At 54.9% G+C, this 13325-nt stretch carries 7 protein-coding genes; 4 read left to right on the plus strand and 3 right to left on the minus strand.

From position 1 onward, the window contains the following. The first annotated feature begins 41 nt into the window (after positions 1–41). On the plus strand, positions 42–1439 hold the full coding sequence (locus tag FHS27_RS00535) for a hypothetical protein (protein WP_184300282.1): 1398 nt from the start codon (positions 42–44) through the stop codon (positions 1437–1439). 262 nt (positions 1440–1701) lie between these two features. On the opposite strand, the gene FHS27_RS00540 is transcribed toward FHS27_RS00535, so the two are convergent. After that, the gene (locus tag FHS27_RS00540) at positions 1702–2652 is read right to left on the minus strand and encodes an AraC family transcriptional regulator (protein WP_246418953.1); all 951 of its coding nucleotides are present in this window, start codon (positions 2650–2652) and stop codon (positions 1702–1704) included. 789 nt (positions 2653–3441) lie between these two features. Between FHS27_RS00540 and FHS27_RS00545 the strand changes: the two genes are divergently transcribed. Together FHS27_RS00545 and FHS27_RS00550 are read left to right on the plus strand one after the other, a co-directional pair. Further along, entirely contained in the window at positions 3442–4566 is a 1125-nt protein-coding gene (locus FHS27_RS00545; RefSeq protein ID WP_246418954.1) for a DUF5658 family protein, read from the plus strand. A 185-nt stretch (positions 4567–4751) separates the two neighbouring features. After that, positions 4752–4988, plus strand: a complete 237-nt coding sequence (locus tag FHS27_RS00550) for a carbon storage regulator (RefSeq protein ID WP_009094439.1) — start codon at positions 4752–4754, stop codon at positions 4986–4988. A 240-nt stretch (positions 4989–5228) separates the two neighbouring features. Here the strand turns inward: FHS27_RS00550 and FHS27_RS00555 are convergent, their stop codons facing one another. Then, the gene (locus FHS27_RS00555) at positions 5229–5831 is read right to left on the minus strand and encodes a cohesin domain-containing protein (RefSeq protein WP_184300290.1); all 603 of its coding nucleotides are present in this window, start codon (positions 5829–5831) and stop codon (positions 5229–5231) included. A gap of 208 nt (positions 5832–6039) precedes the next feature. Further along, positions 6040–7260 carry a cohesin domain-containing protein gene (locus FHS27_RS00560; protein ID WP_184300293.1) on the minus strand — a complete coding sequence of 407 codons (1221 nt, stop codon included), beginning with the start codon at positions 7258–7260 and terminating at the stop codon, positions 6040–6042. 316 nt (positions 7261–7576) lie between these two features. Between FHS27_RS00560 and FHS27_RS00565 the strand changes: the two genes are divergently transcribed. Continuing rightward, positions 7577–13279 (plus strand): cadherin domain-containing protein, encoded by a 5703-nt coding sequence (locus tag FHS27_RS00565; protein ID WP_184300296.1) that lies wholly within the window; start codon positions 7577–7579, stop codon positions 13277–13279. Positions 13280–13325: the final 46 nt, after the last annotated feature.

A 13325-nucleotide genomic window follows, 5' to 3' on the forward strand; every position in this document is an offset into this window, starting at 1 on the left:
TTTTCTTGAAGACTTTCTAGTTCCCTCGTCGGTTGCTGATTTTGAATAAACGAGATCAACGTATCGGGAATTCGCCCAAGCTTAAACGCACCTTGCGTCTCGAACCGTTGGAGTCTCGTGCCCTCATGGCGGCGGATTTCTTCGGTGCGGCTGAATTCGGGCCTTCGCAGAGCGGCGATCGATTGCTCGTCGAACGGGGGCACGCCGACCGTTTCGCAGAGGTGGCCAAGCAAGAGCTTCGGATGCGAGTGTCTGATGGATTGCAGCGAGAGGCTGCGACGACGCTTGAGCACGCCTCGATCGATCGGCATAACGTGTTGGTGTTCAGGCCGTTGCCTGACGCGAGGCATAACATTTCAAGTCCAGTCGTCGGCCCACCGGCACGTGACCACTTCACGTCGATCCGTGTGAAGGAGTTTGACGGGATCGACCGGCCAGACACAATCAAGTGGATCTCGTTGGGTCGAAACACACCGGATCGATTGTCTGCCGATCGGATTGTTCGAGAAGTCAATCCGTTGACGGATCACGTGCTCGTTTTCTCAAAGGTCGAGCTCATCTCAGTGCGACCGATTCAGGCACCCGATATTGTGATCACGATTGCGAATGTTCCGCAGCGAGAATCCGATGGTCGAGCCCCGGTCGGTCGTGGTGACAATCGACCGGAAGGCGTCATCGCGGAGTCGAATTCAAACGAGAACGCCGATGTTGATGCGGTCGCGGACGATGACCTGCTCGACCGAGTGATCAGCACGATTGCGAAGGACCGCACCCAAAATCAAAGTACCGCTTCGGCCGTGACAACGACGTCAACGCCGGGGCAATCCTTCGCCATGAACCTTTCTTCTCATGTCCAGGATGCAGTGAGCGCGCGTCCTCTTGTGTCACCCCTGTCGAATCATGGTGGAATGATCGAGATTGATTCGTTGGAGTCGTCGGACACACCATCTGACTTACCGGATGAATCCGATGCCGAACCGTGGCAGATCGAACGGTCGACACTCGAGCAAATCGCTGAGACGGCACACGATGAATCGGAATCGGAGCCGTCTGGACCACCGACTGATCTAGCCGTGGATGAGTCGGGCAACGGTGGATTGATTGCGATCGCTCATGCTGACCTACCGACATCCGTGATCATGCCAAATTATCATCCGATTGAGATTCAATTGGATCCGAGTATGGGGCACTTCCGCAGTTTTCAATTGGCAGCGGTGCCTGTACACGATCGGGAGTCGAGTGATCCGGCCGATCTGTTGACTCGATTGCAAAACGGTTTCGATCAAGAAAACGTGACCGAATCGACTGCGTACCCGCCAAACATCTCGTCGGTTGCTTACGCGGGGATGATCTTCGTCGGTGGGATCGTGCTGACGGTTGAGTTGCGAGGTCGCAAAACAGACCTGATCGACGATTCAGAAGAGACGGGGCTCTCGTGACCCTTGGTGGACGCAGCGTTGGTGAACGACCAGGGCGGCGACAAAGCTAAGGAAACACGTCGAGGCCGTCTTGAATGTCATCAAGACATTTTTCAATCGACGCGCCCTGCTGATACTCTTGAAAAATCTTGCTGCGGTTGAAAGCAGCGACGAATCAAACGAGTACTTTCTAAGAAGCGGTAGGCCATATCACCAGGCTTTGGGAAACTGAATTCGGGCGAATCCAGTTACGGTGAACAGGTCCGTCATCATGGAAAATGCGTTAGCCAACGATGGCTTGTTTGGCGTTTCGGCGATACTCAGCCGGCGATTTCCCGTTCCATCGTTTGAACGCGTTGCTGAACGACGACGGTGACTCGTAGCCGACGAGAGTCGCGATGTTTGCGATTTCGATCGGACTTTCTCTCAGCAGTTCACAGGCGTTTTGCATGCGAATTTCGGTGAGATACTGCAGCGGTGGGGTGCCGACTAAGTTGCGGAATCGTTCCGAGAATGCGGATTTAGAAACGTTTGCCATCTTTGCCATTTTAGGCACGGTCCATGGATCTCCGAGAGATTGGACGAGTGCTTTCAAGACCGGACCCACGGTGGCATCCGTCACCGCGTGCATCAAGTGTTTGTCCCCACTTCCATATGCCCCGTTGGATCCGTGGGTGAGTTCAACGGACAAGGTTTTGATGAAAATGATCTCGGCGAGTTTTCGAACGGTCAGTTGCCAGCCATGTTCGGCTTCGCGTTTTACCGTCGACAGAACGTCCAAGATTGGGATGCAAGAGCGGAGTACAGAATCGGCCCGATGGTTCAAGTGAATGACTTCGGGTAAGCCGATCGACAACGGGTTCTGTTTGAGTTCACGAAGTGAAAACTGTGCGTAAAGAATCGCGGTGGAATCTGGGCCGTTGGGAATATGCCAAGTCGGGTCACTGATGCGCTCGGCGATCGGTTCGGCGGGGCAGTCCAGCGTATGAAGCATGCGATGGGCCGTCCCACGCGTTGTGATTAAATGATCACCCGCCATCAAACGAATCGGTTCAGAACCGGGAGCGTCCGGAACAAACCACCCACTGCCTTGGGTGAAGACGTACATGCTGACAACGTCGGCGGGCACACTCAAACCCCAATGAGCTGGGAACGTCCACTCAACCGCGTTCCACTGAGGCAGATAGAGTTTTTCAAGCAATTCGGCGATCGGATCGGGGTGAAACAAACTCATGGCATGGCGGGGGCTCGCGATCGATTTTGTTTGTGCGACCGGACGCATTTCTGCCAACTGCAATGACGATGAGGAGTCTATGCTGATCACGTGAATTACCTTGGATTACGACGGAGACTCAAGAATCGAAATGTGGGGGATCGGGCGATGGATCGCGGCGGCTGCCAACTTGCATTGACTGAGGCGAGATTGGTGCCGCGTATCCGGACGTTCAGTGCCGCTCGATCATTTGAGGGGGCAAAAAGGGGTGGGCGTAGACCGGTGCCGAACCTTTACAACACCGGACACGGCTCAAAGTTTTGAATTTGTTTGTCCAACGAAATGACTTCAAAAGTTCAAGCAACGCTGTGCTACGTTTGGAACCATCGGGCCTCAACCTGGAAGCAATTCGTAGTATTGGTAGACGGCGAATTTTCATGAAAATTCTCTTCCCACGTAGTTTGACTGAACTCAATTCCGATTGACGACACCGGTCCGACAATACGACTTTACGGGCGCCTTCGCGGTCCAGAGGATTCACGAATTCTGTAGCTGTCTTTCGTTGCAACTGTTTTTCGCTGGTGACCATCGCCACTGTTGGTAACGTCGCGGTTTTGGCATCGCTGTTTGCGGATTGCTAACAGCGATTTTCTCAACGATCTCAGTTGCCGCCAAAACAAGGGAGGATGTTTCGGCAGGATTGTCACAGTTGACGGGCAAAATTTTGAGTGGTGCCGAACGGTACCTTATGCGGTCCTTGGGGTTTCAGGATGACAATTAACATGTCTCTCCGATACCGACCTGATTGCCATGAAGATCACACAAACACCCCGTTGGTTTAACGGACGCGTCCTTGCATCTCTTGTATTGTTCGTCGTCTGTGCATCAGCGTCGCAGGCCCAGAGAGGGCGGTATGGCCGTGAGGATGTGGGGATGGGAAGGCCGATCAAAACTGAGCAAGGTTTTTTGTTTGTCGATGGAGCGTTTGTTGCGCCGCCGTACAAGATCGAATTCGAAGACGATTCAATTCGTATCAACGGTGAAGACTACGCCGCCGACGCGTTTGATTTGAGCCGGTATTCCCCGCGGAGTCGTGGCATGCGTGGTGATAGTGCTCGCGGCATGGGGTATCGCGGTGGGGGTGGTTTTCATCGAGGAGAACCTCAAGCGACGGTCGAATACAATCCGTTGTGGCGGTTGTCACGCGAGTTCAGCTGGCTGAGTCATGGTGCCATTTTTATTCTCAAACAAGAGAATCCGCCGTTGATTCTGTGGCCCACTCAGCATGGGTTTGATCTATTGGAAACGCTGATTGCGACTACAGAACAACCGGTGAATGAAAACAATGTGCACGACGCGGTGACATCCGACGAGGATCGCGAAACGTGGCGAGACTTGGTAGCCAATTTCCAGGCGACGCCCGCGTTTCTAAGCAAGGCAACGAAACTTGTTGACGAAATGAATGCGGTTGAAATAGATGCCGAACGCCAACATGCAGCGCAGCGTTTGGGCGAAAAAGTGAGCTACCCGCTGACGATGTTTGCGTTGGTGTTGGTGGTAATCGCCGTGGGGCATTTGTTAACCCACGCCCAGGCAACGAACCTGCAAATCGACGACCCATCAACGAGAGAAACGATCAAGAAATCAACCGTGGTTTCGTTGATTATCGTAGGGTTGATGTCTGCGATCGATTTGGTCTGGACGTTGGTCGCACATCAGAGTGGAACAATGCGAGAGATGAATCCGTTGGGAAGCCGATTGATCGCGGACCCGGTTCAATTGATCGCATTCAAGATCGTAATCACCTCAATGTCGATGGGGTTGTTGTTCTGGTTAAGGGATTTGCCGTTTGCCCGCCGTGCGACGTGGTGGTGTTGTTTGGTGCTGACATTGTTGACGGTTCGGTGGGTGACGTTCCAATCGTTGTTCGTTTGAGGCCGATGGGAATCGGTTGGGATGAGAGCTCACGCGGTCGGTCACACAACGCCGCGAATTGACAACATCTTTTGAAAGCGTGAGATTTTTCCGTGACGTTCGGACTGTTTTATCTTCCTTAGAGAGTGAGAGACAATCGCAGCACTTCGCTGTTTGATTGAACGTACATTCAAGGAGGAATCAGCATGTTGGTACTATCGCGAAAGATCGGGGACAAGATTTTGATCGGTGACGATGTTAAAATCGTGGTTACCAAAATTTCACTCAACCGGGTTCGCATTGCAATCGATGCACCGACTGACATGGTGATTAAGCGGGCTGAGCTTTGCCAGGCCGTTCAAGAGTGCTTTGCGGTCGTGCCGGATAGCAAGCAGGCCGCACCGTTAGTGGGCGAAACGTCCGTGCCGGCGTTGACGTCGTAAGCCAAACTTATTTCGCGATCGACCAGCTTGTGGTTTTCCGGTTCGCGTTTTTGATCGGTTTTGAATGGACTCGTTCTTGGAACGTTCAACGCCGATCGTGTCGTTGGTCCATGGCAGCCAAAGCGGGAGGCAGCACGAAGTATGGGCCTGTCACGCCACCACAATGATGGCCAGCTGTTAGGGGCCCACTGCTTAGCATGGTGCTAAGCCTAGTGTCCGCTGGAAGAACGGCTGCCGGTACTAGAACGGGTGCCGGTGTGAGACGGTGGGGCGGAGGTCATGCATGATCGAGTCGACATGCTCGGGGTGAATCGGACCGATGAAACTCTCGTCGAACCGTCTGCGTCGAGGACTTGTTTCCGATGACGAACGAGCTGCAAAACCGTCGGTGGCGTCAGGGCCGACGACGGGTGGATTGTTGAGTGTGATTTCGCCCTCGTTCAATCGGACTTCTTGCAAATCGATGGTGGGCGCGAACAAGCACGCATTGGTCTGCGCCGAGTGCAGATTGATGTTGATCAGATCGCCCTGGCTGTTGTTGATCGGTTCGACCGAAAAAACAAAAGCGGTTACGATTCCCGCCGATTCGTCGACGTTGGCAAGGACGGATGCCTTGTCGTTCCAAATGTCACCGGCGTGGATGTCCTGAGTTTGAATTTGCAGCACTTCCGGATCGTATTGAAACCGAATTTCGGCGGCTCGCAAATTGGGGGCTTCTTCGGCATAAACGGCCGCGACGGTATCCAGCGTCGGCGATGTCGCGACGGGCCCGAGTAAGACACTGGCCAATAATTGCCGATTCTCCAAACGCTCTGGATTCAGCCTGCGTCGCGTTCTCGCCATCCGGGCACCTGTGTGGAAATCTATCCCTGATTTTCGACTCATTGCAGACGCAATGGACGCCCTTCATGGCGCCCATCTGGATTACCCAACCGGGTTCCTCAATGTCAACGTCAGTCGAGGTGGCGTGAAGAGGAACAAGGGCGGGATGGATGATGCCGAAAGCGGCGACACCGTTTCCCGGGCGAGTGTTTCGTGGTGTGCGAGACGCTTAGAAAAGGTTGTTCGAAAAGACGGTGTCCACCGCGTCGGTGTCTTCGCGGTCGTCGTCTGCCGTGGTCACCGGGCTAGGTGTGACGGCAGTCGTTGGCGGGGTGTCTGTTTCGTTTGGTGACGTCGCTAGTAACTCCGCAGGCGAGAGGGGCTCGCCGGCGGCAGGGGGTGCGAATGCGGCCGCAATTTCGGCCGCGGCGATCGGTTCGCCGGTCGCGGTGTTGCCTGCTGCGGACGAGTTGTCATCGGCGGACGTCGTGGTTGCCGCGGATGTTTGGGAAGTGGAGGTTGCTTGCGAAGCCAACGTGCTCGCGTCCGAGGCGGCGTCGGCGTTGATTTGTGTGATCGTATCATTCCACTCGCTGGAGCCAACGGGGAGGACTCGCGTCGTCAACAATCGGTTGTAGATGTACTGAGGCAACAAGCCGAGTTCGCGGAAGTCTTGGTCTTCGAGTGCGCTGCCGTCGGTCAGTGAAACGGTGAGTTCGTTGTCGCCTCCATCGAGGTAGGCGGAGGGTTGCGTCTGGACGATTCGGTAGGTGCCGGCCGCGAGTTGGGTGAATTGATAGCTGCCGTCTTCGCCCGTGGTGGTTTGTTGTTCGGCGCCGGTGGTGGTATTGACGAGTGTGATCGTCACGCCTGGGATCGCTTCGCCGGTACCAACGACGTTGTCGCCGTTCGCGTCGGCGTAAACGAAGCCTGAAATCGAATCGCTGCCGGTTGCGTCGCCGGTGATGGTCAATAAACCGTCGGTCGAGTCCGTTCCCGCGATCGGCGAAGGGTCTACTGAAATTTGTCCTTCGTTCAAAGTGACCAAGGTGAGGTCGAGAACGGTAGTGCTGTCGATGACGGCATTGCTAGCGACTTCAAAGGGCAGTTCGACAAGGCTTCCCGAGATTCCAGTCAGTTCACTTGACGATGCAACAAAGATGACTATTGTTCCTGCCGCATCGTCGACGTTCGCGGTGATTTGAGCGTCGGAACCGGTGCCCCAAACGCTTCCCAGCGTGATCGCGTCGGGATCAATATCGAGCACGGAGGTGTCATAGCTGAGGCGGATCTCAGCGGCACGCACACCGACCGCTGTGTCGATGTTCACTGGTGCGGAAACGATTGCTGATGGAGCGGCGGAAAGATCGTCCGGAATGTCGACGGCAGCGAGTAGTCGTCGTTCTTCAAAGGTTTGGATTGAAAGGCGGCGAGAATGGAATCGTGTCATCAATGTTGGCCGGAGTTGAGATCGGGGCTTTGCAAACTATGCTCATCAATTCGTGACGGATAGCTCATCTTCTAAGGAAGGAAACCCGAGTGGGGATGTCACACTAAACGATAACTCCCGCTCGCTAGTCTCAAAAATATTTCTGAAAAAAAATCGAAAGCCTTGTGACGAAATCGACCAAGACTCCGTCTTAGTCACAGGGGGCGGCTCGAAGAGCCATTTGAATGTCACAAGGGACCATGTGACAAAGACTCATTTGCATGGAAAGCCCGTTAGTTACTTCCCCCCGATAGAGATCGGACAAGGTCCAAGGTATATGAAACCAGCAGTACAGAGTTTGCTTTCACGATTTACTAGCAAGAAAAAACGATCGCTTCCCAACACTCGACGTTCAACGACATCAAAGGATCGAAGATTATCACTTGAATCACTGGAATCGCGACGTGTTTTGGCTGCGACCATCGCGTCATTTAGCCCGACCTCATCGGGTTTTACGGCGGAGCTGAGTGAACAAATCAGCACACAGAACCTCAGCTTGTATGACACGGAGGCTGGTGTCGTCGGCGCAGCCGACGTGACGTTGCAAGGCGCAACCACCGGCAGCGTGCGGGGATCACTCGTTGTTAACGGAACATCCGTCACATTCATTGCATCCGGCGGACCACTCGCGGCGGATACCTACACCGCGACACTTCGCAGTGCGAGCGATGCGTTCACCGATCTCGCGGACGGCGAACTGCTCGATGGTGACAACGACGGGAATGCGGGAGGCGATTTTGTAACGACGTTCACTGTCACGAACGGCTCTTCGCTCGTGGTAGGAATGCCCGATCTGGTGCGTGGACCAACGCAGGCTGCACAAGGTCCGGCGTCCGGTAGCGGTGCCGATTTGCCTGCAGGGTTGCCGATTCAATTAAGCGACGCGGACGGTGTGACCTCGGTCACGTTGACGATCCAGTACGACGCCGATGTGTTGGACATTTCAGGCGTGCAACTCGGCGCCGACGCGCCGACGGGCAGTCAAGTCGAAGCGAATTTGGATGTTCCTGGCGTTGTCACGATTTCGTTCTTTAGCCTCGAAGCGATGGACGCCGGACAGGCCGACATTATCGACATCATTGCATCGGTTCCGGAAGACGCAGCGTACGGAACCGTTCAAACCCTTCGCATCAGTTCACTCGAAGTGAATGCGGGCGGTATGACGGCGACGGCGGATGACGCGATTCAAGTGGTTGCCTTTGTCGGTGACGTGAATGCCAACCGACGCTATGACGCTGAGGATGCGCGTTTGGTCGCGCGTGTTGGCGTGGGACTCGATTCCGGATTTGTCGTCGGTGATTCGTCAGGTGCGTCGACTTCGACGGTACCGTTTGCGGCCATCGATCCCGCCCTGCTCGGCGATGTCACCGGTGTTGATGGGCTCAGTCCTCTCGACGCGAGCGATTTGCTCAGGAGAGTGGTCGGATTGTCGACTCCGAACATTCCGGATCTTCCCGACGCTCAGGCTCCTACCAACTTGACGTTGTCGAGTTCCACGATCGGCGAGAACCTTGCCGTTGGCACAACCGTTGGGACGTTCACCACGACGGATCCCGATGCGAGTGACACACACACGTATGCCTTGGTCGCCGGAACGGGTGACACCGACAATGATGCCTTTACGATTTCGGGCAATACATTGGTGACCGCCGAGGTGTTTGACGCTTCGGTTCAAGATAGTTACACGATTCGCGTGCAAACCACGGACTCCACCGGTCGTACGCTCGAGCGAGTGTTCACGATCTCGGTTACTGATCAGAACGTAGCGCCAACGTCGATTACACTCGATAGCCTGTCGATCTCGGAAAACGCCGCAGCTAGCACAGCCGTCGGCACGTTGTCGACGACTGATTCGAACGTCAACGATACTTTCACGTACAGCGTCGTGTCAGTTGACGGCAGTACCTCGGACACCACGTTTGCAATTTCTGGCGACTCGTTGATTGCGACCGGTTCGCTCGACTTCGAAGCGAAGAGCAGCTATGCCGTTATGGTTCGCAGTACTGATCAGGGTGGGTTGTCTGTCGATCAAACGTTCACGATCTCGGTGCTAGACGCCAACGACGATCCGACCGCGATCGCGTTGAGTGACAACACGCTCGCCGATGATGCGGCCGCCGGTTCGGTCGTTGGGACTCTCTCTTCGACTGATGAAGATGCGTCGGACACGTTCGTCTATTCGCTCGTTAGCGGTACCGGCGACACGGACAATGCCTCGTTTGCAATAGTCGGTGATCAGTTGCAGGCGGCGACGACGATCGACTTCACGACGCAAACCAGTTACAGCGTTCGCGTTCGTACGACGGATTCGTCGGGTGGCACGTTCGAGCAAACATTCACGATCGTTCAGAGCAATGCCGCACCAACGGCAATTTCCTTGAGCGATTCGACAATCGCTGAAAACGGCGCCGACGGAAACATTGTCGGCTCGTTCAGCACGACGGACCCAACCTCGGGTGACACGTTTACGTACACGTTGGTGTCCGGCGATGGCGACGATGACAACGCGAGTTTCGTGATTTCGGGAGATGAATTGCAGACGGTCGCTGCATTGGATGCAGAGACTCAGGGAAGTCTCACGATTCGAGTTCGTAGTACGGATTCGACAGGTGAGTTTGTTGAAGACACCTTCGTTATCACTGTCTCTAACATCAACGAAGCACCAACTGCGATCACATTGTCGGGAACGAACTTGGCCGACGGTGAACCGAGCGGAACGGTCGTGGGCACGTTCGGAACCGACGATCCAGACGCTGGAGATACGATCACGTATTCGTTTGTTTCCGGACAAGGTGACACGGACAACGCGTCGTTCACGATATCGGGTGATCAGCTCGTTTCATCCTTTGTTTCAGATCAACAAACCCAATCGACATACACCGTTCGTGTTCTTGCGCAAGATTCGCTGGGGCTGTCGACTCAGCAAACGTTCACGATCAGTGTTACCGAAACCAACGTCGCTCCGACCGCGATTTCGCTCGATAGCTCATCGGTCGCAGAAAACGCGGATCTCGCCACCGTCGTTGGCACGCTAAGCACGACCGACGCAAACACTTCAGACACGTTTGCCTACACATTTGTTAGTGGCGAAGGTGATACAGATAACGCGTTGTTTGCGATTGATGGCAGTAATCTCGTGACGGCGGCTTCGTTCGACTTCGAGACACAGGCGTCATACACGGTACGTATTCAATCCAGCGATCCGTTCGGATTGGTGGTTGAAGATACGTTCACAATCACGGTCACGGATGCGAACGACGCTCCGACTGCGATCGCGATCGATAATGCGACCGTTGCTGAAAATTCAGCGGTTGGAACCCCCGTTGGTGAATTCAGTTCGATCGATGCCGATGCATCAGACACGTTCACGTACACGCTGGTTAGTGGTGAAGGTGACACCGACAACGCTTCGTTTACGATCGACAGTAGCGGTAATCTGTTGACAGCCTCGACGCTCGATTTTGAAACTCAGACGTCGTACTCGATTCGTGTTCAAAGCACCGACGCAGCGGGAGCCTCGTTCGAAGAGGTCTTCAGTATCACAGTGACGGATGTCAATGACGCACCGACGGCGATTGCATTGGATAACGCGACGGTGAGTGATGACGTGGCGAGTGGAACCATCGTCGGAGCGTTTAGTACAACCGATGCGGATGCCTCGGACACGTTCACCTACGCATTCGTCAGCGGCGAAGGGGATGCCGATAATGCATCGTTCACCATCGACAGCAACGATAACTTGGTTACGGCGACGACGCTCGACTTCGATACTCAGAGTTCTTACTCGGTTCGTGTGCAGAGCACTGACTCAGGAGGGGCTGCTGTCGAGCAGGTGTTCACGATCACGGTGACGGATGGCAACTCGGTCCCGACCGCGATTTCGATTGACAACAGCAGCGTCGCTGAAGACGCCGCGGTTGGAACCGTCGTTGGCGAGTTCAGCACGACCGACGCAGACGTTTCTGATACGTTTACCTACACGTTGGTCAGTGGCGAAGGCGACACCGACAACGCTTCGTTTGCGATCGACAGCAACGGTGATTTGGTAACGGCGACGGTGCTCGACTTTGAAACGCAGTCCTCGTATTCCCTTCGGGTGCGAAGCACTGATGACGCGGGCGCTTCGTTTGAAGAGGTCTTCACGATCACCGTGACGGATGTCAATGATTCGCCGACGGCGATCGCACTCGACAACAGCACCGTTGATGAAGACGCTCCACTCGATACCGTCGTCGGCGCACTGCAAACGACGGACGCCGACAGCGGTGATACGTTCACGTATTCGCTCGTCAGTGGTGAGGGCGATACGGACAACGCATCGTTTCGTATCGATGGCGATAATCTGGTAACAGCCGCGACGTTCGATGCCAATGCACAATCGACCTATTCGGTTCGTGTGCAGAGCACTGACTCCGGCGGCGCGTCGATCGAACAGGTCCTCACGATCACGATCACGGTTGGTAATGCAGCACCGACAGAGATCACGATCGGTAACAGCAGCGTTGACGAAGACGTTGCGATCGGAACCGTCGTCGGCAGTTTCAGCACGACAGACGCTGATGTTTCCGATACGTTCACGTATGAATTCGTCAGTGGCGATGGTGACACCGACAACGCATCGTTCACGATCGATAGCGAAAACCTGGTAACCGCGACATCGCTCGATTTTGAAACGCAGTCGTCGTACTCGGTTCGCGTGCGAAGCACTGACGAGGCGAACGCTTCGGTCGAGCAGGTCTTCACCATCACCGTCGCAGACGTCAACGATGCACCGACCGCTATCTCGATTGACAATAGCAGTGTCGATGAAAGTTCAGCGATTGGTACCGTTGTTGGCGAATTCAGCACGGCCGACGAAGACGCGTCCGATACGTTTACTTACACATTTGTTAGCGGAGAGGGTGACACAGACAATGCGTCGTTCTCGATCGATGGCAGTAATCTAGAAACCGCCGTGACGCTCGATTTTGACACTCAGTCGTCTTATTCGGTGCGAGTACAGAGCACGGATGCGGACGGAGCATCCGTCGAACAGGTGTTTGTCATCACGGTCACGGTTGCGAACGTGGCCCCGACGGCAATTGAATTGGACAACAACAGCGTCGACGAAGATGCCGTTATTGGAACCGTGGTTGGCGGTCTGACGTCAACCGACGCCAACGCATCTGACACGTTCACGTATGCCCTCGTCACTGGCGAAGGTGACACGGACAACGCGTCCTTCGGCATCGTCGGCAGCAACGTCGTCACGGCGGCATCGCTGGACTTCGAAGCCCAGACGTCGCATTCGATTCGCGTGCGAAGTACTGACTCGGGCGGGGCATCGTTCGAACAGTCGCTCACGATTGTTGTCACGGACGTGAATGAGGCACCGACGTCCATTCTCCTTGAGAATCCTGCGATCGCGAGTGGGCAACCGTCAGGGACGTTGGTCGGGGTGCTCGGTGCGACCGACCCAGACGCGGGCGACACGTTCACGTTCTCGTTCATTTCCGGTGATGGAGGTTTTGACAACGACAAGTTCACGCTCGAGAACGGAGAACTTCGAACGGCGGAAGCGGTTGATCAATCGATTCAAGCGTTGTATTCGATTCGTGTTCGCGTGCAGGATGCCGACGGATTGTTCTTTGACGATACCGCCGATTTGATCATCACCGATACGAATGTTGCTCCGACAGCGGTTGAGTTGGACAACGACTCCATCGCTGATGGTTCGTCTGTAGGAACGGTAGTCGGAACACTGTCTGCTGTGGACGATAATTTGTTCGACCAACCGTCGTTCGAGTCGCACACCTTCTCGTTGGTTTCCGGAGAAGGTGATGAGGACAACGCGTCCTTCACCATTGTCGATGGTCAACTCGTAACGAACTTCACCGCCGACGCGATCACTCAGTCGTTCTACAGCATTCGAGTGCTCGCTCAGGATCGATACGGTTTGAGCGTTGAGCAGATCCTGACGATCGACGTTACGGTCCTCTGATGCAGAGATGAAGATGATCTCGCCCAAGTTCGGACAGAGCGTCTGG

The organism is Aporhodopirellula rubra (assembly GCF_014192335.1).
Taxonomy (GTDB): Bacteria; Planctomycetota; Planctomycetia; order Pirellulales; family Pirellulaceae; genus Rhodopirellula; species Rhodopirellula rubra.